Below are 26,210 nucleotides of genomic sequence, written 5' to 3'. Positions count from 1 at the left end.
GCCGCACAGTATGCACCATTTATACGGCTTGCCTACCCTTATATCAGAGCCGAAAAATAAACAAAATGTGAACCGGATATCCGACTCAACTGAGAAAAATTTTACTAATCAATAAGCTATACCATTAAAAATAATGGTGGTTTATCATCGAATTATCGACCAAGATTGGCTAACTCTCGGACAATACGACGATTATATGACGCCATCATCCCTTCTGGCAGAACGAATTTCCCGCCTCAGCAGCGCGCTGGAGAGCGGCCTCTATGAGCGGCAAGAGGCAATCCGCCTGTGCCTGCTGGCGGCGCTGAGCGGCGAAAGCGTATTCTTGCTCGGCCCGCCCGGCATCGCCAAGAGCCTGATCGCGCGCCGGCTGAAGTTTGCCTTCCGCAACGCCCGCTCCTTTGAATACCTGATGACGCGCTTTTCCACGCCGGAAGAGGTCTTCGGCCCGCTCTCGATTCAGGCGCTGAAAGACGAAGGGCGCTATCAGCGCCTGACCGCCGGCTATCTGCCGGAAGCGGAGATCGTGTTTCTGGACGAGATCTGGAAGGCCGGCCCGGCGATCCTCAACACCCTGCTGACGGCGATCAACGAACGGCGCTTTCGCAACGGCAACAGCGAAGAACCGATCCCGCTGCGCCTGCTGGTCACCGCCTCCAACGAACTGCCCGAAGCGGACAACAGCCTCGAAGCCTTATATGACCGTATGCTTATCCGCCTGTGGCTGGACAAGGTGCAGGATAAACAGAATTTCCGCTCGCTGCTGGTCAACCGCCAGAGCGAAAGCCAAAACCCGGTGCCGGCGGCGCTGAGCATCAGCGACGAAGAGTTTCTGCAGTGGCAGCCGCAGATCGACAAGGTGGCGCTGCCGGAAGCCTGCTTTGAGCTGATTTTCCAGCTGCGTCAGCGGCTGGACGCGCTGGAGCAGGCGCCATACGTCTCCGATCGGCGCTGGAAAAAAGCCCTGCGTCTGCTGCAGGCCTGCGCCTTCTTCAGCGGGCGCGATGCCATCGCCCCGCTCGACCTGATGCTATTGAAAGACTGCCTGTGGCACGATCTCACCTCGCTGAAGCTGCTGCAACAGCAGATCGATCAGCTGCTGACCGAGTCGGCCTATCAGCAGCAGTCGATGCTGATCCAGTTGCAACAGATCCATACCCGCTGGCTGCAGGACCAGCAGCAGCAAAGCGATCGGCAGGCCATCAGCCTGGTGAAAAAGGGCGGCATGTTCAGCCGCAAACCGCAATATGCGCCGGCCACGCCGTTCGCCGGCGGCACCCTCACCCTGCTGCTGCAAAAACCGCTGCAGCTGCATGACATTCAGGTCAACCATCTGAGCATTGAGAGCAGCGTGCTGGATAACTGGCTGCAAAAAGGCGGCGACGTGCGCGCCAAGCTGAACGGCATTGGCTTCGCGCAGCCGATCGATTTGGACGTCGATGACCAACTGCACCTGACGGTGCTGGACGTCAGCCGCCAGCCTTCGCTGCTGGCGCTGCCGGGCAAACAGGCCACCGCCACGCCGCAGGCGCTGCTGGATGAAATGGACGCGTTGGCCCAGCGCCTGGCGGAGCAGCGCCGCGCCTTCAGCCAACATCAGCCCTGTCTGTTCACGCCTGCCGCTGGCCTGGCCAAGATCGAAGCCAGTCTGCTGCAAGTGGCGGAACAGGTTAAACAGCAACAGCAGCAAATGCGCGGCCAGTAACCATGCTCAGTCTGGAGACGCTCGATCTGCTTCTGGCGATCACCGAAGGCGAGATGATCGAGGAGATGATCGTCGGCATGCTGGCGGCGCCGCAGCTGTCGGTGTTCTTTAAAAAGTTTCCGGCCCTTCGCCGGGCGCTGGATCGCGATCTGCCACGCTGGAAACTGCAGCTCAAGGAGCGTCTGCAGGAGGCTATGGTGCCGCCGGCGCTGGCGCAGGAGTTTTACCGCTACCAGCAGTGCCAGCTGGAGAACAACACCCAGTTCTATCACAACCTCAATGACACGATGGAGCTTCTGCGTCAGCTGGTCTCGCCGTTTTATGAACAGGCACGCGCGCTGGTGGACGCCGCCGATCTGCCCAACCACCCGCTGGACGACAGCTTCCAAACCCTGTTCCTGCAGCGCTGGCGCATCAGCCTGACGCTGCAGGCCACCATGCTGCACCACCAGCTGCTGGAACAAGAGCGCGAGCAGCTGATGGCGGAACTGCAGGAGCGTCTGGCGCTGAGCGGCGCGCTGGAGCCGCTGCTGTCGGAAAACGACACCGCCGCCGGCAGGCTGTGGGATATGAGCAAAGGCCAGCTGCAGCGCGGCGATTACCAACGGCTGGTGGAGTACGGCAACTTTTTGCAGCAGCAGCCGGAGCTGAAAAAGCTGGCACAGCAGCTGGGCCGCAGCTACCAGGCCAAGGCGGTGCAGCAACAAGACGCGCAGCCGGAACCGTTCAGGGTCATGGTGCAGGTGCCGGCCACGCTGCCGGAAGAAGTAAATGGCATTCATCAGAGCGACGACATCCTGCGCCTGCTGCCGCCGGAGCTGGCGACGCTGGGGATTGAAGAGCTGGAGTTCGAGTTTTATCGCCGCCTGCTGGAAAAGCGACTGCTGAGCTACCGCCTGCAGGGCGACGTCTGGCAGGAACAGGTTCTGATCCGTCAGGTCACCCACCAGCAGCAGGATCAGCAACCACGCGGGCCGTTTATCGTCTGCGTGGACACCTCAGGATCGATGGGCGGCTTCAACGAACAGTGCGCCAAGGCGTTCTGTCTGGCGCTGCTGCGCATTGCGCTGGCGGACAACCGCCGCTGCTACATCATGCTGTTCGCCAACCAGATCGTGCATTACGAACTCACCGCCGCCAGCGGCATCGAGCAGGCCGTGCGTTTTCTCGGTCAGCAGTTTCGCGGCGGCACCGATCTGGCGGCCTGCTTGAACGCCACCGTCACCAAAATGGCGGAGAGCGGCTGGTTCGACGCCGATGCGGTGATCATTTCCGATTTTATCGCCCAGCGGTTGCCGGAGGAGGTAATAAAGAAGGTGAAACAACAGCAGCAAAGCCACCAGCAGCGTTTCCATGCGGTGGCGATGTCCGCCTACGGCAAACCCGGCATCATGCGCATCTTCGATCATATCTGGCGCTTTGATACCGGGCTGAAAAGCCGTTTAATGCGCCGATGGCGGCGCTAGGCGGTTAGAGCAGGCCTTCGACCGCCCCGCGCACTTCCGGCGACCACACGCCGCACTGCACCTGGCCGATATGCGACAGCTGCAACAGCAGCATCACCAAACGCGACTGACCGATGCCGCCGCCGATGGTCTGCGGCATATCGCCGCGCAACAGCGACTGGTGCCATTCCAGCTTCATGCGTTCTTCATCGCCGGTCAGCGCCAGCTGATGTTTCAGCGCCGTGGCGTCGACGCGGATGCCCATGGAAGACAGCTCGAAAACGTCCTGCAGCACCGGGTTCCACACCACGATATCGCCGTTCAGGCCCGCCAGGCCATCCGCCGTCGGCGTGGTCCAGTCATCATAATCCGGCGCCCGCACATCGTGCGATTTGCCGTGCGACAGCTTGCCACCGATGCCGATCAGGAACACCGCGCCCAATTCTTTGGCGATCGCCCGCTCACGCCCTTTGGCGTCCAGATCCGGATAGCGCTGCAGCAGGGTTTCGCTGTGTACGAAGTGGATCTGTTCCGGCAGGAACGGGGTCAGGCCATGCTCACGGCTGACTTCCGCTTCCGTCGCCTTGATCGCGGCGTAAATGCTGCGCACGGTGCTTTTCAGGTAGTCCAGGCTGCGCTCACCGTCGCCCATCACCCGCTCCCAGTCCCACTGATCGACGTACACCGAGTGGATTGGCGTCAGGCGGTCCTCATCCGGGCGCAGCGCCTTCATATGGGTATACAGGCCCTCGCCGGCGCCGAAATCGTAGCTGCCCAGGGTTTTGCGTTTCCATTTCGCCAGCGAATGCACCACTTCGAAGGTGGCGTCAGGCAGAGTTTTGACCTTAACCTGCACCGCTTTCTCGCTGCCGGAGAGGTTATCCTGCGTGCCGTCGCCCAAACGGCTGAGGATCGGCGCTTGCACTTCGATCAGGCCGAGCTGTTGCTCCAGCTGGCGGGAGAAGAAGGATTTGACCTGGCTGATTTGTTGTTGTTTTTGGATAAACTGTTTTTTCATTGCCGTATCTCTTGTAAACCTGTCTCTGTTGCCATCGATTAAGCAACAAAATGACACGCCAATTCAATATCCATTAATCAATATTGCCTTTTCACTTTTAATCGTTCATTTTTACCCGGACAGAATTCAACAATCGTTAATTAATGGGGGATTAAATGGCGGAAATTTATCAGATCGATAATCTCGATCGTGGCATCCTCAACGCCCTGATGGACAATGCGCGCACACCGTACGCCGAACTGGCGAAAAACTTCGCCGTCAGCCCCGGCACCATTCATGTGCGGGTGGAGAAGATGAAACAGGCCGGGATCATCACCGGCGCGCGCATCGACGTCAGCCCCAAACAACTGGGCTACGACGTGTGCTGCTTTATCGGCATCATATTGAAGAGCGCCAAGGACTACCCTTCGGCGCTGAAGAAGCTGGAAAGCCTGGAAGAAGTGGTAGAAGCCTATTACACCACCGGCCACTACAGCGTCTTTATTAAGGTAATGTGCCGATCGATCGACGCGTTGCAACAGGTACTTATCAACAAGATCCAGACTATCGACGAGATCCAGTCTACCGAAACGCTGATCTCGCTGCAGAACCCCATTATGCGCACCATCGTGCCGTAACCCGCCAAATTGCATACCCACATTATCCACAGGTAGATCCCAGCCGATTCACAGCGTACAATGCAGCCACTTTGAGTGAGAAGGTTGGGATCGTTGGTTCATGGCAGACATTACTCTGATCAGTGGCAGTACGCTTGGCAGCGCCGAATACGTGGCTGAACATTTGGCTGAAAAGCTGGAAGACGCGGGTTTCTCTACCGAGATGCTGCACGGCCCTGAACTGGATGAACTGCCGTTGACCGGCCGCTGGCTGGTGGTCTCTTCCACGCACGGCGCCGGCGAACTGCCGGATAACCTTCAGCCGCTGTTGGAACAGCTCGCTGAACAGCAGCCGGATCTTTCCGAGGTGCAGTTCGGCGCCGTCGGTTTGGGCAGTTCGGAATACGACACCTTCTGCGGCGCGATCAAACAGATCGACGATCTGTTGATCGCCAGAGGCGCTAAAAGGATCGGCGATCGTCTCGAGATCGACGTGACCGAGCATGAAATTCCCGAGGATCCGGCCGAGGAATGGGTAAAAACCTGGATTAATTTACTCTAATTCGTCTAAAGATCGCGCGAACGATTGTGGATAACTAAGCTTAAAAGCAGGGTAAAAGCCGTAGTTATCCCAATAACAACCGTAGTGCGCTTTTTGCCCTGTGCATAACAAGCCTTTTAGATCCCAGCTTATCTGCGTCGGGATCACCGATCATTCACAGCAAACGATCCTCCTTAATCTGCTGATCTTCATCGTGAATAGTCACTTATCCACAGAGGATCGCGATCCTAATAAGAGATCTAATAAAGAGATCTTTAAATAAAAAAGATCTTCTTTTAATTACCGACGATCCTGACCACTTGGTCGATCGTCTAAACTTGAGTAGAATCCCCGACCCCAGGGCAAATACGATCGTTCGCAATACGGCGAGGTGCAGTTCCATGTTTTATCCAGATCAATTTGACGTCATCATCATCGGTGGTGGCCATGCAGGTACCGAGGCCGCCATGGCCGCGGCACGCATGGGACGTCAGACTTTATTATTGACACACAATATCGATACGCTGGGACAGATGTCCTGTAACCCGGCGATTGGCGGTATTGGTAAAGGGCATCTGGTTAAGGAAATTGATGCACTCGGTGGCCTGATGGCAACGGCGATCGACCACGCCGGCATCCAGTTTAGGATACTAAACGCCAGCAAAGGCCCAGCCGTTCGTGCCACACGCGCTCAGGCGGATCGCGTACTGTATCGCCAGGCGATCCGTACCGCGTTGGAGAACCAGCCCAACCTGATGATCTTCCAACAACCTGTTGAGGATCTGATCGTCGAAAACGATCGCGTAGTCGGCGCCGTCACCCAAATGGGCCTGAAATTCCGCGCCAAGGCGGTGGTATTGACCGTAGGCACCTTCCTGGACGGCAAGATCCATATCGGTCTGGAAAACTACAGCGGTGGTCGCGCCGGGGATCCACCTTCGATCTCGCTGTCACAGCGTTTGCGAGAACTGCCGCTGCGCGTTAACCGCTTGAAAACCGGTACGCCACCGCGCATCGACGCCCGCACTATCGATTTCAGCGTACTGGCGCCACAACACGGCGATACGCCGGTGCCGGTATTCTCGTTCCTGGGCGATGCCAGCCAACACCCGGAACAAATGGCGTGCTACATCACCCACACCAATGAAAAAACCCATGACGTGATCCGCAATAACCTCGATCGCAGCCCGATGTATGCCGGGATCATCGAAGGGATCGGCCCACGTTATTGCCCGTCGATCGAAGACAAGGTCATGCGCTTTGCCGATCGCAACGCGCACCAGATCTTCCTCGAGCCGGAAGGCCTAACCAGCAACGAGATTTACCCTAACGGGATTTCCACCAGCCTGCCGTTCGACGTGCAGATGCAGATCGTCCGTTCGATGGAAGGAATGCAAAACGCGCGTATTATTCGCCCTGGTTATGCTATCGAGTACGATTTCTTCGATCCGCGCGACCTGAAGCCGACGCTGGAAAGCAAATTCATCCAGGGGCTGTTCTTCGCCGGTCAGATCAACGGCACCACTGGATATGAAGAAGCGGCTGCGCAGGGCCTGCTGGCCGGTCTGAACGCTGGGCGTTTCGCCGACGAACAAGAAGGCTGGGCGCCACGCCGCGATCAGGCCTACCTGGGCGTGCTGGTGGACGATCTCAGCACCCTCGGCACCAAAGAGCCGTACCGCATGTTTACCTCACGCGCCGAGTATCGTCTGATGCTGCGCGAAGACAACGCCGATCTCCGCCTGACGGAAAAAGGCCGTGAACTCGGCCTGGTGGACGACGTGCGTTGGGCACGTTACAGCGAGAAGTTGGAGCGAATCGAACGCGAACGCCAGCGCCTGCGCGACATCTGGATGCACCCGCACGCCGAGAACGTCGAACAGGTCAATGCGCTGCTGAAAGCGCCGCTGTCGCGTGAAGCGAACGGCGAAGAGCTGCTGCGCCGTCCGGAGATGGATTACGCGCAGTTGACCGGCACCGACGCCTTCGCGCCGCCGCTGGGCGACGTACAAGCGGCTGAACAGGTTGAGATCCAGGTCAAATACGAGGGCTACATCGCTCGTCAGCAGGAAGAGATCGAAAAACAGCAGCGCAACGAGAATACCTTGCTGCCGTTGGATCTCGACTACCGTCAGGTTTCGGGACTGTCGAACGAGGTGATCGCCAAGTTGAACGATCACAAACCGAACTCCATCGGCCAGGCTTCGCGCATCTCCGGCATTACGCCGGCGGCGATCTCGATTTTGCTGATCTGGCTGAAAAAGCAGGGACTGCTGCGCCGCAGCGCATAAATCTTGCATCCAGGCGGCCGTTTGTTCATCTCGTAGCCAAACGGCCGCTGACATCACTTGCGCCCTGAATTATCATAGTCGCCTCATTGCGCCAGCTAACCATCCGCTGGTCGTTCAGCGCCTGCCAGAGGATCCGTTGTGCAAAAAAAATTAGACTCGCTGCTTGCGGCGGCAGGCATTGAGCTGCCCGATCAGCAAAAACAGCAGCTGCTGGGTTATGTCGGCATGCTGGATAAGTGGAACAAGGCTTATAACCTCACGTCGGTGCGCGATCCGCAGCAAATGCTGGTGCGCCACATCCTCGACAGCATCGTGGTCAACCCGCATTTGCAGGGCTCACGTTTCATCGATGTCGGCACCGGCCCCGGCTTGCCGGGCATTCCGCTGGCGATCGTGCGCCCAGACGCGCATTTCACGCTGCTCGACAGCCTGGGCAAGCGCGTGCGCTTCCTGCGCCAGGTGCAGCATGAGCTGGGCCTGAACAATATCGAGCCGGTGCAGAGCCGCGTCGAAGCGTTTCCGGCCGAGCCACCGTTTGATGGCGTGATCAGCCGCGCGTTCGCTTCGCTGCAGGATATGCTGTCCTGGTGTCATCATCTGCCGGCGAAAGGGCAGGGGCGTTTTTACGCGTTGAAAGGCGTGCGCCCGGATGAAGAATTGGCGCACTTGCCGGAAGGCGTCAGCCTGGAATCCATTGTGCGGCTTCAGGTGCCTGAATTGGAAGGTGAACGCCATCTGGTGGTGCTTAAGGCAAACTGAGTTTGTTTTTGATCAAACAAGCGTGAATTAAAGGTAGTACTAAGCGTAAAGATAAGCAGGCTAATTAATTGGTCGCTTTTTTTAGTTAATTTACTTTCTATTAACACAAAAAACGCGGCTAATTAGCGACAATAGAGTAATTGCATTTGGAAATAGTCACGTTAGCAATCATGTGCGAAAGATTGGCCTTTGCTGCTAATGTTAATTGGCTGTTGGAATATTGCCTCGCTGCTTGTCAATAAAAGGTTTTCGTCGGGTATACGGATTGTTTTTGAACAGTTAACTGATAATGTTTTGATTTATATAATCTTTTGATCGCTCAAATTGCTAAAGACGGTTTGGTTGACCATCGGCTATAAATCAGGAAGGGGTATTACTGTGATCGGCTTCGCGTTTCTAAACGCAACGCTGGAATAATCAGACAATTAAATGCGTCCTATTATTCCGACCGTTTTCTTGTGAAAATAGGCTGGAATAGGGAAATTTAAATAATTGTTCACCTTTTCGCTACTTATCGATTGAATTCGTTGGTATGCCCCGTATAATTTGCTCGTTTTTTGCTGCTTGACTCAGGACAGCAAAAACAGTTGTATACGTCACTCAGCATACCCCCTCAGGGGTACGGAGAGAACAAACGTCATGTCTGTGTCCCTTTACAGCGGGAAAGTCGCACGCAAACTGCTGTTTTTGCAGTTAATGACTTTTGTTCTGATCAGCGTTGCTTTCTGGCTGAAAAGCCCGGAATGGAGCGCTTCGGCGCTGGCAGGCGGTCTCGCCGCCTGGTTGCCGAGTGCAATGTTTATGCTGTTTGCCTTGCGCCATCAGGCGCAAACGCCGGCGCCCGGTAGGGTTGCCTGGTCGTTCGCCATCGGCGAGGGGCTAAAGGTCGTGATCACCATCGTTTTGCTGATCGTGGCGCTGGGGGTGTTCAAGGCGGAGTTTATACCGCTTGGCCTGACCTATTTAGCGGTGTTAGTGGTGCAGATAGTGGCACCGGCCGTGATTAACAGTTACCGAAATTAACTAAATAAAGGGTAGAGGCATCATGTCTGCAGAGGGATACAACAGTCCACAGGAGTATATCGGTCACCACCTGACGCAGCTTCAGGTCGGGACTGGGTTTTGGTCGATTAACCTCGACTCGATGTTTTTCTCCGTCGTCCTCGGGGTTTTGTTCCTGGTGATTTTCCGCAAAGTGGCTAAAAACGCCACCAGCGGCGTGCCGGGTAAACTGCAAACCGCCGTGGAGCTGGTGGTTGGTTTCGTCGACAGCAGCGTGCGCGACATGTACCACGGCAAGAGCAAGGTGATTGCGCCGTTGGCGCTGACCGTGTTCGTCTGGGTGTTCCTGATGAACCTGATGGACCTGATTCCGGTAGACTTCCTGCCGTTCATCGGGGCGCATCTCGGTCTGCCTGCGCTGCGCGTGGTGCCTACCGCTGACGTGAACGTCACGCTGTCTATGGCGCTGGGCGTGTTTATCCTGATTCTGTTCTATAGCATCAAAATGAAAGGCGTTGGCGGGTTCGTTAAAGAGTTGACCATGCAGCCGTTCAACCACCCTGTATTCATTCCTATCAACCTGATTCTTGAAGGTGTCAGCCTGCTGTCCAAACCTGTTTCACTGGGTCTGCGACTGTTCGGCAACATGTATGCGGGTGAGTTGATCTTCATCCTGATTGCCGGCCTGTTGCCGTGGTGGTCACAGTGGGTCCTGAGCTTGCCTTGGGCTATCTTCCACATCCTGATCATTACGCTTCAAGCCTTTATTTTCATGGTTCTGACGATCGTCTATCTGTCGATGGCGTCTGAAGAGCACTGATTTTCTTAAAACACTTGCACTTTTAAACTGAAACAAACTGGAGACTGTCATGGAAAACCTGAGTATGGATCTGCTGTACATGGCTGCCGCTGTGATGATGGGTTTAGCGGCAATCGGTGCTGCGATCGGTATCGGCATCCTGGGTGGTAAATTCTTGGAAGGCGCTGCTCGTCAGCCTGACCTGATTCCTCTGCTGCGTACACAGTTCTTTATCGTTATGGGTCTGGTCGACGCCATCCCGATGATCGCTGTAGGTCTGGGTCTGTACGTGATGTTCGCCGTCGCGTAAGTAGAGTAACCCTCTACGACGTAACCAAACTATTAACTTTTAAAGAGGCATTGTGCTGTGAATCTTAACGCAACAATCCTCGGCCAGGCCATCGCGTTCGTTCTGTTTGTCTGGTTCTGCATGAAGTACGTATGGCCGCCGATCATGGCTGCCATCGAGAAACGTCAGAAAGAAATCGCTGACGGCCTCGCTTCTGCAGAGCGTGCCAAAAAAGATCTGGACTTAGCGCAAGCCAATGCGACCGACCAGCTGAAAACTGCTAAAGCAGAAGCTCAGGTGATCATCGAGCAAGCGAACAAACGCAAAGCTCAGATCATGGATGAAGCGAAAGCCGAAGCCGAGCAGGAACGTAACAAAATCGTGGCGCAGGCTCAGGCTGAGATCGAAGCCGAACGTAAGCGCGCTCGTGAAGAGTTGCGTAAGCAAGTCGCGATGCTGGCAATTGCCGGCGCCGAGAAGATCATCGAACGTTCCGTGGATGAAGCTGCTAACAGCGACATCGTTGATAAACTGGTCGCTGAACTGTAAGGAGGGAGGGGCTGATGTCTGAATTTGTAACTGTAGCTCGCCCCTACGCCAAAGCAGCTTTTGACTTTGCCGTTGAGCACCAAAGCGTAGAGCGCTGGCAGGAGATGCTGGCGTTTACGGCTGAAGTCACTCGCAATGAACAGATTTCTGAACTGCTGTCTGGCGCGGTTGCGCCAGAAACGCTGTCCAAGACGTTCATCGCGGTTTGTGGCGATCGGCTCGACGAACATGGCCAGAACTTTATCCGTGTAATGGCCGAAAATGGACGTTTACTGGTTCTTCCTGCCGTGCTGCAGCAGTTCATCGAACTGCGCGCCTCGCTGGAATCCACCGTCGAAGTCGAAGTGCTCTCTGCGAGCGCGCTGAGCGACGAACAGCAGGCGAAAATCGCCGCTGCGATGGAAAAACGTCTGTCACGCAAAGTTAAGCTGAATTGCAAAATTGACAAGTCTGTACTGGCCGGCATCGTTGTTCGCGCCGGCGATATGGTGATTGATGGCAGCGTTCGCGGTCGTCTTGAACGCCTGACAGACGTCTTGCAGTCTTAAGGGGACTGGAGCATGCAACTGAATTCCACCGAAATCAGCGAACTGATCAAGCAGCGCATTGCTCAGTTCAATGTAGTGAGCGAAGCTCACAATGAAGGTACTATCGTTTCCGTCAGCGACGGGATCATCCGCGTACACGGCCTGGCCGAAGTTATGCAGGGCGAAATGATCGCGCTGCCTGGCAACCGTTACGCAATCGCATTGAACCTGGAGCGCGACTCTGTCGGTGCCGTGGTCATGGGTCCGTACTCGGATCTGGCCGAAGGCATGAAGGTTAAATGTACTGGCCGTATCCTGGAAGTTCCAGTCGGTCGTGGTCTGCTGGGCCGCGTAGTTAACACCCTGGGCGCACCTATCGACGGCAAAGGCCCGATTGAAAACGACGGCTTCTCTCCGGTAGAAGCTATCGCGCCAGGCGTTATCGAGCGTCAGTCCGTTGATCAGCCGGTTCAAACTGGCTACAAATCCGTTGACGCCATGATTCCAATCGGCCGTGGCCAGCGTGAGCTGGTGATCGGTGACCGTCAGACCGGTAAAACCGCGCTGGCGATCGATGCGATCATCAACCAACGCGACTCCGGCATCAAATGCGTTTACGTGGCTATCGGCCAGAAAGCGTCCACCATCGCTAACGTGGTGCGCAAACTGGAAGAGCACGGCGCACTGGCCAACACCATTGTGGTGGTGGCGACCGCTTCCGAATCCGCTGCACTGCAATACCTGGCGCCATACGCCGGTTGCGCAATGGGCGAATACTTCCGTGACCGCGGTGAAGATGCGCTGATCGTGTACGATGACCTGTCCAAACAGGCCGTTGCTTACCGCCAGATTTCCCTGCTGCTTCGTCGTCCGCCAGGTCGTGAAGCTTACCCAGGCGACGTATTCTACCTGCACTCCCGCTTGCTGGAGCGTGCAGCGCGCGTTAACGCCGAATACGTTGAAGCCTTCACCAAAGGTGAAGTTAAAGGCCAAACCGGTTCACTGACCGCTCTGCCGATCATTGAAACCCAGGCGGGTGACGTTTCCGCGTTCGTTCCGACCAACGTAATCTCGATTACCGATGGTCAGATCTTCCTGGAATCCAACCTGTTCAACTCCGGTATTCGTCCGGCAGTTAACCCGGGTATCTCCGTATCCCGTGTTGGTGGCGCCGCGCAGACCAAGATCATGAAGAAACTGTCCGGTGGTATCCGTACCGCGCTGGCACAGTATCGTGAGCTGGCTGCGTTCTCCCAGTTCGCCTCCGATCTGGACGACGCGACCCGCAAACAGCTGAGCCACGGTCAGAAAGTGACCGAGCTGCTGAAACAGAAACAGTATGCGCCGATGTCGGTTGCACAACAGTCTCTGGTGCTGTTTGCCGCAGAACGCGGTTACCTGAACGACGTCGAAGTCGCCAAAGTGGTGAGCTTCGAAGCCGCGCTGGTCGCCTATGCGGACCGCGAGCACGCCGAACTGCTGAACCACATCAACCAAACTGGCAACTTCAATGATGAGATCGAGGGCAAGTTGAAAGACGTCCTCGAGACCTTCAAGAAAACCCAGTCCTGGTAACGCCGAACGGTCCTGCTGTTGAAAGACAGCAGGCCGTCTGGCACTGAGGAGAAGCAGAGATGGCCGGCGCAAAAGAGATACGTAGTAAGATCGCTAGCGTGCAAAACACGCAAAAGATCACTAAAGCGATGGAAATGGTCGCCGCCTCCAAAATGCGTAAATCGCAGGATCGCATGGCGGCCAGCCGTCCTTATGCAGAGACCATGCGCAAAGTGATTGGTCACCTTGCGTTAGGGAATCTGGAGTACAAGCACCCGTACCTGGATGAGCGTGACGTTAAGCGCGTCGGGTATCTGGTGGTGTCTACTGACCGTGGTCTCTGCGGCGGCTTGAACATCAACCTGTTCAAAAAGCTGCTGGCGGAGATGAAAGCCTGGTCCGAAAAAGGCGTCGAAACCGATTTGGCGCTGATTGGCTCTAAAGCGGCCTCTTTCTTTGGTTCCGTGGGCGGCAACGTGGTTGCCCAGGTGACCGGCATGGGGGACAAACCTTCCCTGTCGGATCTGATCGGGCCGGTGAAAGTGATGCTGCAGGCCTACGACGAAGGTCGTTTGGACAAGCTGTACATTGTCAGCAACAAATTTGTTAATACGATGTCCCAAGAGCCACAGGTGCTTCAGCTGCTGCCGTTACCGCCAGCCGATGACGAAGAGCTGAAGAAAACGCCTTGGGATTACCTGTATGAACCCGATCCAAAAGTGCTGCTTGATACCTTGCTGCGCCGCTATGTGGAGTCGCAGGTTTATCAGGGCGTCGTGGAAAACCTGGCCAGCGAGCAGGCCGCACGAATGGTCGCGATGAAAGCCGCAACCGATAACGGCGGTAGCCTGATCAAAGAGCTGCAGTTGGTATACAACAAGGCGCGTCAGGCCAGCATCACTCAGGAACTCACCGAGATCGTTTCGGGAGCCTCCGCGGTTTAAGCTAGGTTTACGAATTACGTAGAGGATTCAAGATGGCTACTGGAAAGATTATCCAGGTAATCGGCGCCGTGGTGGACGTCGAGTTCCCTCAGGATGCCGTACCAAAAGTGTACGATGCCCTTGAGGTAGAAAACGGCACCGAAAAACTGGTGTTGGAAGTTCAGCAACAGCTGGGCGGTGGCGTGGTTCGCTGTATCGCAATGGGGACCTCCGACGGTCTGCGTCGCGGTCTGAAAGTGAACAACCTGGACCACCCGATTGAAGTGCCGGTGGGTAAAGCTACCCTGGGCCGTATCATGAACGTATTGGGCCAACCGATCGACATGAAAGGCGACATCGGCGAAGAAGAGCGTTGGGCTATTCACCGCGCGGCGCCAAGCTACGAAGAGCTGTCCAGCTCCCAGGAACTGCTGGAAACCGGTATCAAGGTAATGGACCTGATTTGTCCGTTCGCCAAGGGCGGTAAAGTTGGTCTGTTCGGCGGTGCGGGCGTAGGTAAAACCGTAAACATGATGGAGCTGATCCGTAACATCGCGATCGAGCACTCCGGTTATTCCGTGTTTGCGGGCGTGGGCGAGCGTACTCGTGAGGGTAACGACTTCTACCACGAAATGACCGACTCCAACGTTCTGGACAAAGTATCCCTGGTTTACGGCCAGATGAACGAGCCACCAGGTAACCGTCTGCGCGTTGCGCTGACCGGTCTGACCATGGCGGAGAAATTCCGTGACGAAGGCCGTGACGTTCTGCTGTTCGTTGACAACATCTACCGTTACACCCTGGCCGGTACCGAAGTGTCCGCACTTCTGGGCCGTATGCCATCCGCGGTAGGTTATCAGCCAACGCTGGCGGAAGAGATGGGCGTTCTGCAAGAACGTATCACCTCGACCAAGACCGGTTCCATCACTTCCGTACAGGCCGTTTACGTTCCTGCGGATGACTTGACTGACCCGTCACCAGCCACCACCTTTGCGCACTTGGACGCAACCGTGGTACTGAGCCGTAACATCGCTTCTCTGGGTATCTACCCGGCCGTTGACCCGCTGGATTCTACCAGCCGTCAGCTGGATCCGCTGGTTGTTGGCCAGGAGCACTACGACGTAGCGCGTGGCGTGCAGTCCATTCTGCAACGCTACCAGGAACTGAAAGATATCATCGCGATCCTGGGTATGGACGAGCTGTCTGAAGAAGACAAACTGGTCGTATCCCGTGCGCGTAAGATCCAACGCTTCCTGTCTCAGCCGTTCTTCGTGGCAGAAGTCTTCACCGGTTCTCCGGGCAAGTTCGTATCGCTGAAAGACACCATCCGTGGTTTCAAAGGCATTATGGACGGCGACTATGACCACCTGCCGGAGCAGGCGTTCTACATGGTTGGCACCATTGAAGAAGCAGTGGAAAAAGCCAAGAAACTGTAACGCCTTGAGAGGAGGGTGATATGGCTATGACTTACCATCTGGATGTAGTCAGCGCGGAAAAACAGATGTTTTCCGGCCTGGTGCAGAAGATCCAGGTGACAGGCAGCGAAGGTGAACTGGGGATCTTCCCTGGCCATGCGCCGCTGCTGACTGCCATCAAGCCTGGCATGGTGCGTATTGTTAAGCAGCACGGTGAAGAAGAGTTCATCTACCTGTCCGGCGGCATCCTCGAGGTGCAGCCGAGCGTGGTTACCGTGCTGGCGGACACTGCTATCCGTGGTACTGACCTCGACGAAGCGAGAGCGTTGGAAGCTAAGCGTAAAGCTGAAGAACACATTCGCAGCTCTCATGGCGATGTCGACTATGCTCAGGCATCCGCTGAACTGGCGAAAGCGATCGCAAAACTGCGCGTTATCGAGCTCACCAGAAAAGCGATGTAATGTTTGGGTGCTCTGCACCCAACTTTAAGAAAGCGGCCTATAGGGTCGCTTTTTTTTTACTTTAAAATAAGCATTTCAGCCCGGCGGGCGGTGTGGTGTATAACCCCTGATATCGGGAAAGAAACGTCGCCGAACGCCGACAGTTTTTTCGTCCTGAAGCCGAATCAGCCATGATGGCGGCAGGCCAAGAGGCGCGCGGCCTGCGCCGGGTTCGTGATGAGAAATATGTAGTAATATCGTCGCTAAACGGTTTTACTTTCGTCTATCAAAATGGAGTTATCAGGTTGCTTATGTCGAACAGCGCAATGAGCGTGGTCATCCTCGCCGCGGGCAAGGGTACGCGCATGTATTCCGATCTTCCCAAAGTGTTGCATCCGTTGGCCGGTAAGCCGATGGTGCAGCACGTCATTGATGCCGCGATGAAACTGGGCGCGCAACATGTTCACCTGGTATACGGCCACGGCGGCGATTTATTGAAAAGCACGCTGACGGACGGCGCGCTGAACTGGGTGCTGCAGGCGGAGCAATTGGGCACCGGTCATGCAATGCAGCAGGCGGCGCCGCATTTTGCCGACGATGAAGACGTTCTGATGCTGTACGGTGACGTGCCGTTGATTTCCGTGGATACGCTGCAACGCCTGCTGGCGGCCAAGCCGCAGGGCGGCATCGGTCTGCTGACGGTCAAGCTGGACGATCCGAGCGGTTACGGCCGCATCGTGCGCGAGCAGGGCAACGTGGTGGGCATCGTCGAACACAAGGACGCCAGCGAGGCACAGCGCCAGATTAACGAAATCAATACCGGCATCCTGGTGGCGAACGGGCGCGATCTGAAGCGCTGGCTGGGGATGCTGAACAACGACAACGCACAGGGCGAGTTTTACATCACCGATATCATTGCGTTGGCCCATGCCGACGGCAAGAAAATCGAGGCTGTACACCCGTCGCGCCTGAGTGAAGTGGAAGGTGTGAACAACCGCCTGCAACTGGCGACCCTGGAACGCGTATTCCAGTCGGAACAGTCTGAAAAGCTGCTGTTGGCCGGCGTGATGCTGCTGGATCCGGCGCGTTTCGATTTGCGCGGGGAACTTGTTCACGGCCGCGACATCACTATTGATGCGAATGTGATTATCGAAGGTCACGTCAAGTTGGGCGATCGGGTGAAAATCGGCGCCGGCTGCGTGCTGAAAAACTGCGTAATCGGTGATGATTGCGAGATCAGTCCTTACAGCGTGCTGGAAGACAGCGTGCTGGAAGTCGGCTGCACCGTGGGGCCATTTGCCCGCCTGCGCCCAGGCGCGGAGCTGGCGGCAGGGGCCCACGTCGGCAACTTCGTGGAAATGAAAAAGGCGCGTCTGGGCAAAGGCTCCAAGGCCGGCCACCTCAGCTACCTGGGCGATGCCGAAATCGGCGATGACGTGAATATCGGCGCCGGCACCATCACCTGCAACTACGATGGCGCCAACAAGCACAAGACGCTGATCGGCGATGGGGTGTTCGTCGGTTCCGATACTCAGCTGGTGGCGCCGGTGTCGGTCGGCAAAGGCTCCACCATCGCCGCAGGCACCACGGTGACGCGCGATATTGCCGAGAACGAATTGGTGCTGAGCCGCGTCAAGCAGGTGCACATTCAGGGCTGGCAACGTCCGGTGAAGAAGAAGTCATAGTGTGTTTTGCGTTGGGCTCTGTTCACGAGCCCAATACAAAACATAATAACCCCCACCATCTACAGGCTCGGGGGACGCACGGTAAAAACCGGCAAAAATCAGGTCAAGGCATCGAAAGCGCCCATGAAGGGCGTTCATTAGGAATATAACTGATGTGTGGAATTGTAGGCGCAGTAGCGCAACGTGATATCGCAGAAATCCTGTTGGAAGGTTTACGTCGTCTTGAGTACCGCGGTTATGACTCCGCCGGTCTGGCGGTGGTCGATGAAAAAGGCAACGTCAGTCGCCTGCGTCGCGTAGGCAAGGTACAAAAACTGGCCGAAGCGGCGGAGCAAACCGATCTGCACGGCGGTACCGGCATCGCTCACACCCGCTGGGCAACGCACGGTGAACCGACCGAAGCGAACGCGCACCCGCATGTTTCCGACTACATTACCGTGGTGCATAACGGCATCATCGAAAACCACGAACCGCTGCGCGAGCTGCTGATCGAACGTGGTTACCGTTTCAGCTCCGAAACCGACACCGAAGTGATCGCGCACCTGGTGCACTGGGAACAGTTGCAGGGCGGTACGCTGCTGGAAGTGGTTCAGCGCGTGATCCCACAGCTGCGCGGCGCTTACGGCACCGTGGTGATGGACAGCCGCGATCCGAGCGTATTGGTTGCGGCGCGCTCCGGCAGCCCGCTGGTTATCGGCCGCGGCGTTGGGGAAAACTTCATCGCCTCCGATCAGCTGGCGCTGCTGCCGGTCACCCGCCGCTTCATCTTCCTGGAAGAAGGCGACGTGGTGGAAGTGACTCGTCGCACCGTCAACATCTTCGACAAGCAGGGCAACGCCATCGAGCGTCCTGAGATCGAATCCCAGGTGCAGTATGACGCCGGCGACAAGGGCGCTTACCGTCACTACATGCAAAAAGAGATCTACGAACAGCCGCTGGCGCTGAAAAACACCCTGGAAGGGCGTTTCAGCCATGGCCAAATCAACCTGAGCGAGCTGGGCCCGCACGCCGACGAGCTGCTGGCCAAGGTGCAACACGTGCAGATCATCGCCTGTGGGACTTCTTACCACTCCGGGATGGTGGCGCGCTACTGGTTTGAAGCGTTGGCCGGCGTGCCGTGCGACGTCGAGATCGCGTCCGAATTCCGTTACCGCAAATCGGCGGTGCGTCCGGGTAGCCTGATCATCACCCTGTCGCAGTCCGGCGAAACCGCCGACACGTTAGCGGCGCTGCGCCTGTCCAAAGAGCTGGGTTATCTTGGTTCGCTGGCCGTTTGTAACGTTGCGGGCTCTTCGCTGGTGCGTGAATCCGATCTGGCGTTGATGACCAAAGCGGGCACGGAAATCGGCGTAGCCTCGACCAAAGCCTTCACCACGCAGCTCACCGTGCTGTTGATGCTGGTGGCGCGCCTGGGCCGCCTGAAAGGCATGGCGGAAAGCGTGGAGCAGGAGATCGTGCACGGCCTGCAGGCGCTGCCGGCGCGTATCGAGCAGATGCTGTCGATGGATAAAGAGATCGAAGCGCTGGCGGAAGGCTTCTCCGACAAGCACCATGCGCTGTTCCTCGGCCGCGGCGATCAGTATCCGATCGCCATGGAAGGGGCGCTGAAGCTGAAAGAGATCTCCTATATTCACGCCGAAGCCTATGCGGCGGGTGAGTTGAAACACGGCCCGCTGGCGCTGATCGACGCCGATATGCCGGTGATCGTGGTGGCGCCAAACAACGAACTGCTGGAAAAGCTGAAGTCCAACATTGAAGAAGTGCGCGCGCGCGGCGGCCAGCTGTACGTGTTCGCCGATCAGGACGCCGGCTTTGTCAGCAGCGAAGGTATGACCATCATTCCTCTGCCGCACGTCGAGGAAATTGTCGCGCCGATCTTCTACACCGTGCCGTTGCAGCTGCTGTCTTACCACGTGGCGCTGATCAAAGGCACCGACGTTGACCAGCCACGCAACCTGGCGAAGTCTGTCACCGTAGAGTAATTTGCCGCAGGTAAACTGCAAAAGCCGGCCTTTGCGCCGGCTTTTTCATGAACGATCTTAAAGATGACAGCGCGACCGATTCGGCGATAAACGTTGTCATATTCAAGCGGATAGGCCGCACCCAAACGGTTTATTTATTGCTTGGAAAATGTGCTGCTTCACAGCTAACTTTTTGATTTATAGATAAAACAACAGCCATCAAACGCACTGTAATATAACTGTCATATTGCGTACATTTTTCTGTCACCAAACTGTCCTATTTTCCCTCCTGCAGCAATACTTACTCTGATTAAAACGACTCGAAGTCGATTTTAAGTATCCCATTAGGAGGGATTATGAAACTGATGCGTACCACCGTCGCCAGTATTGTGGCAGCGACCTTCTCCCTGACCGCCGTGTCCGCGTTCGCTGCTGCCAGCCTGACCGGTGCAGGTGCGACATTCCCCGCTCCGGTTTACGCCAAGTGGGCAGATTCTTATCAGAAAGAAACCGGCAACAAAGTTAACTATCAGGGCATCGGCTCCTCTGGCGGCGTGAAGCAAATCGTGGCCAACACCGTTGACTTTGGCGCTTCCGATGCTCCGCTGTCTGACGACAAACTGGCGGCCGATGGCCTGTTCCAGTTCCCGACCGTGATCGGCGGCGTGGTACTGGCGGTGAATATCCCGGGCATTAAATCCGGCGAACTGACGCTGGACGGTAAAACCCTGGGCGATATCTACCTGGGCAACGTCAAAAAGTGGAACGATCCGGCTATCACCAAGCTGAACCCTGGCGTGAAACTGCCTGACCAGAACATCGCCGTAGTGCGCCGCGCCGACGGTTCCGGCACCTCGTTCGTGTTCACCAGCTACCTGTCCAAGGCCAACGCGCAGTGGAAAGAGAAGATTGGCGCCGGTTCTACCGTTAACTGGCCGACCGGTCTGGGCGGCAAAGGCAACGACGGCATCGCCGCCTTCGTTCAGCGTCTGCCTGGCTCTATCGGCTACGTAGAATACGCTTACGCCAAACAGAACAACCTGGCTTACACCAAGCTGGTATCCGCCGACGGCAAACCGGTTAGCCCGACCGAAGAGAGCTTCAGCAACGCGGCCAAAGGCGTGGATTGGAGCAAGACCTTCGCTCAGGATCTGACTGACCAGAAAGGTGACAACGTGTGGCCAATCACCTCCACCACCTTCATCCTGGTGCACAAAGAGCAGAAAAACCCTGCTCAGGGCGCCGAAGTGCTGAAGTTCTTCGACTGGGCCTACAAAACCGGTGCAAAACAAGCTAACGAGCTGGATTACGCCACCCTGCCGACAGAAGTGGTTGAGCAGGTGCGCGCGGCCTGGAAAACCAACGTAAAAGACAGTTCAGGTAAAGCGCTGTACTAACAACGCAGGGGCGCGGGTTCGCCGCGCCCCACACAGTTCTTCAGGCTCCGATCCCGGTTGGGGCTGCCAGGGTTCAAACAGAGAGTAATCTATGGCTGAGTACAAGCCGACCATCAAAGCACCGGGCAAAAACGGTGACATCATTTTCAGCGCGCTGGTGAGACTGGCTGCGCTGATTACCCTATTGTTGCTGGGCGGCATCATCGTTTCGCTGATCTTCGCCTCCTGGCCAAGCATGCAGAAATTCGGCTTCGCCTTCCTGTGGACCAAAGAGTGGGATGCGCCGGCGGAGCAGTTCGGCGCGCTGGTGCCTATCTACGGTACCGTGGTCACCTCGCTCATCGCGCTGATCATCGCCGTGCCGGTGAGTTTCGGCATCGCGCTGTTCCTGACCGAACTGGCGCCGAACTGGTTGAAGCGGCCGCTGGGCATCGCCATTGAGCTGCTGGCGGCCATCCCAAGCATCGTCTACGGCATGTGGGGCCTGTTTGTGTTCGCCCCGCTGTTCGCCGAATACTTCCAGACGCCGGTGGGCGACGTGCTGTCGGGCATTCCTATCGTCGGCGAGCTGTTCTCCGGCCCGGCCTTCGGCATCGGTATCCTGGCCGCCGGGGTGATCCTGGCGATCATGATCATTCCTTACATCGCTGCGGTTATGCGCGACGTGTTCGAACAGACGCCGGTAATGATGAAAGAGTCGGCCTACGGCATCGGCTGCACCACTTGGGAAGTCATCTGGCGCATCGTGCTGCCGTTCACCAAAAACGGCGTCATCGGCGGCGTGATGCTGGGCCTGGGCCGTGCGCTGGGGGAAACCATGGCGGTGACCTTTATCATCGGCAACACCTACCAGCTCGACAGCGCTTCGCTGTACATGCCGGGCAACAGCATCACCTCGGCGCTGGCCAACGAATTCGCCGAAGCTGAGTCCGGCGTGCACACCGCCGCGTTGATGGAGCTGGGCCTGATTCTGTTTGTTATCACCTTTATCGTGCTGGCGCTGTCGAAACTGATGATCATGCGTCTGGCCAAGAATGAGGGGCGTTAACATGGCGACGATGGATATGCAAAACGCAGTCGTTCTGGCGGAAAGCCGCCGCAAAATGCAGGCCTGGCGCCGGCAGAAAAACCGCCTCGCGCTGTTCCTGTCGATGGCGACCATGGCGTTCGGGCTGTTCTGGTTGATCTGGATCCTGATCGCTACCGTCACCAAAGGCTTCGACGGCATGTCGCTGGCGCTGTTCACCGAGATGACCCCACCGCCGAATACCGCGGGCGGCGGCCTGGCCAACGCCATCGCCGGCAGCGGCCTGTTGATCCTGTGGGCGACCCTTTTCGGTACGCCGCTGGGCATCATGGCCGGCATCTACCTGGCGGAATACGGCCGTAAATCCTGGCTGGCGGAAGTGATCCGCTTTATCAACGACATTCTGCTGTCCGCACCGTCGATCGTGGTGGGCCTGTTCGTTTACACCATCGTGGTGGCGAAGATGGAACACTTCTCCGGCTGGGCCGGCATCGTGGCGCTGGCGCTGCTGCAGGTGCCGATCGTCATTCGTACCACCGAGAACATGCTGAAACTGGTACCGGATACGCTGCGCGAGGCCGCTTATGCCCTGGGTACGCCGAAATGGCGCATGATTTCCGCCATCACGCTGAAGGCGTCGGTGTCCGGCATCATCACCGGCGTGCTGCTGGCGATTGCACGCATCGCGGGGGAAACCGCACCGCTGCTGTTCACTTCGCTGTCGAACCAGTTCTGGAGCACCGACCTGATGCAGCCGATCGCCAACCTGCCGGTGACCATCTTCAAATTCGCCATGAGCCCGTTCGCCGAATGGCAACAGCTGGCCTGGGCCGGGGTGCTGTTGATCACCCTGTGCGTACTGTTACTGAATATCCTGGCGCGCGTGGTTTTCGCCAAGAAAAAGCATTCATAAAATTTTGAGCGCCGCTTTGGCGGCGCTGATGAAAAGAGAGAAGTCTTGATGAGTATGGTTACTGACGCTTCCAGCAGCAAAATTCAGGTACGCGATCTGAACTTCTACTATGGCAAATTCCATGCGCTGAAGAACATCACGCTGGATATCGCCAAGAACAAGGTCACCGCGTTTATCGGCCCATCCGGCTGTGGCAAATCTACCCTGCTGCGCACCTTCAACAAGATGTACCAGCTGTACCCGGAACAGCGTGCGGAAGGCGGCATCCTGCTGGACGGCCAGAACATCCTGACCGACAACTCGGATATCGCGCTGCTGCGCGCCAAGGTCGGCATGGTGTTCCAAAAGCCGACGCCGTTCCCGATGTCGATTTACGACAACATCGCCTTCGGCGTTCGCCTGTTTGAAAAGCTGTCGCGCGCCGATATGGACGAGCGCGTGCAGTGGGCGCTGACCAAGGCGGCGCTGTGGAATGAAACCAAGGACAAGCTGCACCAGAGCGGCTACAGCCTCTCCGGCGGCCAGCAGCAGCGTCTGTGCATCGCCCGCGGCATCGCCATTCGTCCGGAAGTGCTGTTGCTGGATGAGCCTTGCTCGGCACTGGATCCGATCTCCACCGGCAAGATTGAAGAGCTGATCAGCGAGCTGAAGGCTGATTACACCGTGGTGATCGTGACGCACAACATGCAGCAGGCGGCGCGCTGCTCCGACTCTACCGCATTTATGTATCTGGGCGAGCTGATCGAGTTCAGTGATACTGATAACCTGTTCACTGCGCCGCAGAAAAAGCAGACTGAAGACTACATCACTGGCCGTTATGGTTGATAGGAAGCATCATGGATAACCTGAATTTAAACAAACACATTTCCGGCCAGTTCAACGCAGAGCTCGAGCATATCCGCACCCAGGTGCTGACCATGGGCGGGCTGGTGGAGCAGCAGCTGACCGACGCCATCACCGCGATGCACAATCAGGATGGCGAGCTGGCCAAGCGCGTGATCGAAGGCGACGCCAAGGTCAACATGATGGAAGTGGCGATCGATGAAGCCTGCGTGCGCATTATCGCCAAGCGCCAGCCGACCGCCAGCGATCTGCGTCTGGTGATGGCGATCATCAAAACCATTTCCGAGCTGGAGCGCATCGGCGACGTGGCGGACAAGATCTGCCGCACCGCGCTGGAGAAGTTCTCGCACCAGCACCAGCCGCTGCTGGTCAGCCTGGAGTCGCTGGGGCGCCACACCGTGCAGATGCTGCACGACGTGCTGGACGCCTTCGCGCGCATGGATCTGGACGAGGCGATCCGTATTTACCGGGAAGATAAAAAAGTCGACCAGGAATACGAAGGCATCGTGCGTCAGCTGATGACCTACATGATGGAAGATTCGCGCACCATTCCGAGCGTGCTGACCGCGCTGTTCTGCGCCCGTTCTATCGAGCGTATCGGCGACCGCTGCCAGAACATCTGCGAATTTATCTTCTATTTCGTCAAAGGGCAGGATTTCCGTCATTTGGGCGGCGACGCCCTGGAAAAGCTGCTCTCCCCGGGCGGTAAAGACGAAAAAGATGACTAACCCTTTCCGGGTAATATCCTTCCAAGGCGCGGTTTCCCGCGCCTTTATTCCATCTTAAACGCGTAAAGATAAAAAGGTTATAAATATAGCTTTTTATATTATTTCCTGACCTATGTGGCGCTTGCTAGCTTATCCGCCAGCAGGACATCAACCACTTAGGAGCTTTCTATGAAACATCGCGCTTTGGCCTTAACGTTGTTAGCCAGTCTGACCGGTTTCGCCGCCGGCGCCGCGCACGCGGACAAACTTGACGATATCAAGCAAGCCGGCGTGGTGCGCATCGCGGTGTTCGACAGTAACCCGCCGTTCGGCTACATCGATCCGCAGAGCAAGAAGCTGGTGGGCTACGATGTGGACGTCGCCGACGCGATCGGCAAAGCGCTGGGGGTGAAAGTGGAGCTGCGCGCCACCAACCCGGCCAACCGCATTCCGCTGCTGGTGTCGAAGAAGGTTGACCTGATTGCCGCCAACTTCACCATTACCGACGAGCGCGCCAAGGAAGTGAACTTCAGCGTGCCGTACTTCGCCACTGGGCAGAAATTCATCGCCCGCAAAGGCGTGCTGAAAACGCCGGAAGACATCAAGAAACTGCGCATCGGCGCGGACAAGGGCACGGTGCAGGAAATCACCCTGCGCGAGCGTTTCCCGACGGCGAAAGTGATCTCCTACGATGACACCCCGCTGGCATTTGTGGCACTGCGCAACGGCAACGTGCAGGCTATCACTCAGGACGACGCCAAGCTGGTCGGCCTGCTCGGCAACCTGCCGGCGGCGCAGAAGGCGGAATTTGAAATTTCGCCGTTCAGCCTGACCAAAGAATACCAGGGCGTCGGCATTCCCAAGGGCGAAGATCGCCTGACCGCCGCGGTGAACGAGACGCTGATCAAGCTGGAAAAAGACGGCGAAGCGGTTAAGATTTACGATCGCTGGTTCGGGCCGGAAACCCAATCCGCTCAACCGCGCGGCGATTTCAAAATCGCGCCTTTGGATCAGCAACCAAAAGCCTGACTTAACCGCTTGCGGTGAGATAGGCACGGAGGGGCGCAGCTTGCTGCGCCCCTGATGCATTCTGCAAGACAAGGATTGAACATGAACCTGGACTGGCTGCTGGCGCCGCAATACCTGAGCTGGCTGTGGCACGGCTTTCTGCTGACGCTGTGGCTTTCCGCCTGCGCGGGCCTGGCGGCCACGTTGCTGGGCTTTGTGCTGGCGGCGATGCGCGACAGCAGCCTGCGGCCGTTGCGTTGGCTGGCGATGGGGTACAGCTCGCTGTTTCGCAATACGCCGCTGCTGGTGCAGCTGTTCTTCTGGTACTTCGCCGCCGGGCAGATCCTGCCGTCCGCCGCCATGCAGTGGCTGAACAGCTCACATCAGGTCGGCCCGCTTGAGTGGCCGTCGTTCGAGTTTCTCGCCGGTTTCTTTGGCCTGACGCTCTACTCCACCGCCTTTATCGCCGAAGAGATCCGCTCCGGCATTCGCGGCGTCGCCGGCGGGCAGAAATATGCCGCTCAGGCGCTGGGACTGACCGGCTGGCAGGCGATGCGCTACGTGGTGTTGCCGCAGGCGCTGAAAATCGCGCTGCCGCCGCTGCTGGGGCAATACATGAACGTGATCAAGAACTCGTCGCTGACCATGGCGATCGGCGTTGCCGAACTCTCTTACGCCTCGCGTCAGGTCGAAACCGAAACCCTGCGCACCTTCCAGGCGTTCGGCGTGGCGACGGTGCTGTATATCGCCATCATCGCGCTGCTGGAAGGTTGGGGCATGTGGCGACAACAGCGTAAACCGCTGGGAGGACATTGA

The 26,210-nt window shown here is 57.0% G+C and carries 25 protein-coding genes; 24 read left to right on the top strand and 1 reads right to left on the bottom strand.

All coding sequences use genetic code 11. From position 1 onward, the window contains the following. Positions 1-196: 196 nt before the first annotated feature. Positions 197-1,705 (top strand): ATPase RavA, encoded by a 1,509-nt coding sequence (gene ravA / locus RE418_RS06340; RefSeq protein ID WP_025304733.1) that lies wholly within the window; start codon positions 197-199, stop codon positions 1,703-1,705. Positions 1,706-1,707: 2 nt separating this feature from the next. Continuing rightward, positions 1,708-3,171 carry an ATPase RavA stimulator ViaA gene (gene viaA, locus RE418_RS06335; RefSeq protein ID WP_025304734.1) on the top strand — a complete coding sequence of 488 codons (1,464 nt, stop codon included), beginning with the start codon at positions 1,708-1,710 and terminating at the stop codon, positions 3,169-3,171. A gap of 4 nt (positions 3,172-3,175) precedes the next feature. Here the strand turns inward: viaA and asnA are convergent, their stop codons facing one another. Further along, a complete protein-coding gene (gene asnA / locus RE418_RS06330) occupies positions 3,176-4,168 on the bottom strand; it encodes an aspartate--ammonia ligase (protein WP_089181459.1) in 993 nt (330 codons plus the stop codon). A gap of 155 nt (positions 4,169-4,323) precedes the next feature. On the opposite strand from asnA, the gene asnC reads away from it, so the two are divergent. The 22 genes from asnC (at position 4,324) to RE418_RS06220 (ending at position 26,210) form a co-directional block, all read left to right on the top strand. Next, positions 4,324-4,785, top strand: a complete 462-nt coding sequence (asnC, locus tag RE418_RS06325) for a transcriptional regulator AsnC (protein WP_004933786.1) — start codon at positions 4,324-4,326, stop codon at positions 4,783-4,785. A 100-nt stretch (positions 4,786-4,885) separates the two neighbouring features. Continuing rightward, entirely contained in the window at positions 4,886-5,326 is a 441-nt protein-coding gene (gene mioC / locus RE418_RS06320; RefSeq protein WP_049204643.1) for an FMN-binding protein MioC, read from the top strand. Between the two features lie 380 nt (positions 5,327-5,706). Then, positions 5,707-7,596 carry a tRNA uridine-5-carboxymethylaminomethyl(34) synthesis enzyme MnmG gene (gene mnmG / locus RE418_RS06315; protein ID WP_089181460.1) on the top strand — a complete coding sequence of 630 codons (1,890 nt, stop codon included), beginning with the start codon at positions 5,707-5,709 and terminating at the stop codon, positions 7,594-7,596. 138 nt (positions 7,597-7,734) lie between these two features. After that, positions 7,735-8,355, top strand: coding sequence for a 16S rRNA (guanine(527)-N(7))-methyltransferase RsmG (rsmG, locus tag RE418_RS06310; protein WP_025304738.1), 621 nt, complete (start codon positions 7,735-7,737; stop codon positions 8,353-8,355). A gap of 639 nt (positions 8,356-8,994) precedes the next feature. Next, positions 8,995-9,378, top strand: a complete 384-nt coding sequence (atpI, locus tag RE418_RS06305; protein WP_025304739.1) for a F0F1 ATP synthase subunit I — start codon at positions 8,995-8,997, stop codon at positions 9,376-9,378. Positions 9,379-9,400: 22 nt separating this feature from the next. Then, positions 9,401-10,177, top strand: a complete 777-nt coding sequence (gene atpB, locus RE418_RS06300; protein WP_025304740.1) for a F0F1 ATP synthase subunit A — start codon at positions 9,401-9,403, stop codon at positions 10,175-10,177. A 49-nt stretch (positions 10,178-10,226) separates the two neighbouring features. Continuing rightward, positions 10,227-10,466 (top strand): F0F1 ATP synthase subunit C, encoded by a 240-nt coding sequence (gene atpE, locus RE418_RS06295; protein WP_004093904.1) that lies wholly within the window; start codon positions 10,227-10,229, stop codon positions 10,464-10,466. A gap of 57 nt (positions 10,467-10,523) precedes the next feature. Next, positions 10,524-10,994 carry a F0F1 ATP synthase subunit B gene (gene atpF / locus RE418_RS06290; protein ID WP_004933804.1) on the top strand — a complete coding sequence of 157 codons (471 nt, stop codon included), beginning with the start codon at positions 10,524-10,526 and terminating at the stop codon, positions 10,992-10,994. Between the two features lie 14 nt (positions 10,995-11,008). Then, positions 11,009-11,542: a F0F1 ATP synthase subunit delta gene (gene atpH / locus RE418_RS06285; protein WP_025304741.1), complete on the top strand. Its 534-nt coding sequence runs from the start codon at positions 11,009-11,011 to the stop codon at positions 11,540-11,542. A 12-nt stretch (positions 11,543-11,554) separates the two neighbouring features. Continuing rightward, positions 11,555-13,096, top strand: coding sequence for a F0F1 ATP synthase subunit alpha (gene atpA / locus RE418_RS06280; RefSeq protein ID WP_025304742.1), 1,542 nt, complete (start codon positions 11,555-11,557; stop codon positions 13,094-13,096). 59 nt (positions 13,097-13,155) lie between these two features. Further along, positions 13,156-14,019 (top strand): F0F1 ATP synthase subunit gamma, encoded by an 864-nt coding sequence (gene atpG, locus RE418_RS06275; protein ID WP_004933811.1) that lies wholly within the window; start codon positions 13,156-13,158, stop codon positions 14,017-14,019. Positions 14,020-14,051: 32 nt separating this feature from the next. Further along, positions 14,052-15,434, top strand: a complete 1,383-nt coding sequence (gene atpD / locus RE418_RS06270) for a F0F1 ATP synthase subunit beta (protein ID WP_004933813.1) — start codon at positions 14,052-14,054, stop codon at positions 15,432-15,434. 20 nt (positions 15,435-15,454) lie between these two features. Beyond that, a complete protein-coding gene (locus RE418_RS06265) occupies positions 15,455-15,874 on the top strand; it encodes a F0F1 ATP synthase subunit epsilon (protein WP_004933814.1) in 420 nt (139 codons plus the stop codon). 290 nt (positions 15,875-16,164) lie between these two features. Beyond that, entirely contained in the window at positions 16,165-17,538 is a 1,374-nt protein-coding gene (glmU, locus tag RE418_RS06260) for a bifunctional UDP-N-acetylglucosamine diphosphorylase/glucosamine-1-phosphate N-acetyltransferase GlmU (protein ID WP_049207102.1), read from the top strand. 152 nt (positions 17,539-17,690) lie between these two features. Next, complete coding sequence (gene glmS / locus RE418_RS06255) at positions 17,691-19,520, top strand: glutamine--fructose-6-phosphate transaminase (isomerizing) (protein ID WP_043140722.1); 1,830 nt, start codon at positions 17,691-17,693, stop codon at positions 19,518-19,520. A gap of 335 nt (positions 19,521-19,855) precedes the next feature. Beyond that, the gene (gene pstS / locus RE418_RS06250) at positions 19,856-20,896 is read left to right on the top strand and encodes a phosphate ABC transporter substrate-binding protein PstS (RefSeq protein ID WP_043140725.1); all 1,041 of its coding nucleotides are present in this window, start codon (positions 19,856-19,858) and stop codon (positions 20,894-20,896) included. Positions 20,897-20,987: 91 nt separating this feature from the next. Beyond that, entirely contained in the window at positions 20,988-21,944 is a 957-nt protein-coding gene (gene pstC / locus RE418_RS06245; protein WP_016929615.1) for a phosphate ABC transporter permease PstC, read from the top strand. A gap of 1 nt (position 21,945) precedes the next feature. Continuing rightward, on the top strand, positions 21,946-22,836 hold the full coding sequence (pstA, locus tag RE418_RS06240) for a phosphate ABC transporter permease PstA (protein ID WP_025304746.1): 891 nt from the start codon (positions 21,946-21,948) through the stop codon (positions 22,834-22,836). A gap of 54 nt (positions 22,837-22,890) precedes the next feature. Next, entirely contained in the window at positions 22,891-23,661 is a 771-nt protein-coding gene (gene pstB, locus RE418_RS06235) for a phosphate ABC transporter ATP-binding protein PstB (RefSeq protein WP_016929614.1), read from the top strand. Positions 23,662-23,672: 11 nt separating this feature from the next. Then, a complete protein-coding gene (gene phoU / locus RE418_RS06230) occupies positions 23,673-24,407 on the top strand; it encodes a phosphate signaling complex protein PhoU (protein ID WP_004933833.1) in 735 nt (244 codons plus the stop codon). A gap of 168 nt (positions 24,408-24,575) precedes the next feature. Next, on the top strand, positions 24,576-25,415 hold the full coding sequence (locus RE418_RS06225; RefSeq protein ID WP_015376136.1) for an ABC transporter substrate-binding protein: 840 nt from the start codon (positions 24,576-24,578) through the stop codon (positions 25,413-25,415). Positions 25,416-25,496: 81 nt separating this feature from the next. After that, the gene (locus RE418_RS06220; protein ID WP_025304748.1) at positions 25,497-26,210 is read left to right on the top strand and encodes an amino acid ABC transporter permease; all 714 of its coding nucleotides are present in this window, start codon (positions 25,497-25,499) and stop codon (positions 26,208-26,210) included.

It is taken from the genome of Serratia sp. szju (assembly GCF_044594185.1).
Lineage (GTDB): Bacteria > Pseudomonadota > Gammaproteobacteria > Enterobacterales > Enterobacteriaceae > Serratia > Serratia bockelmannii.
Note: the sequence above shows the minus strand (reverse complement) of the source record. Positions and strands in the feature narration are given on the sequence as shown.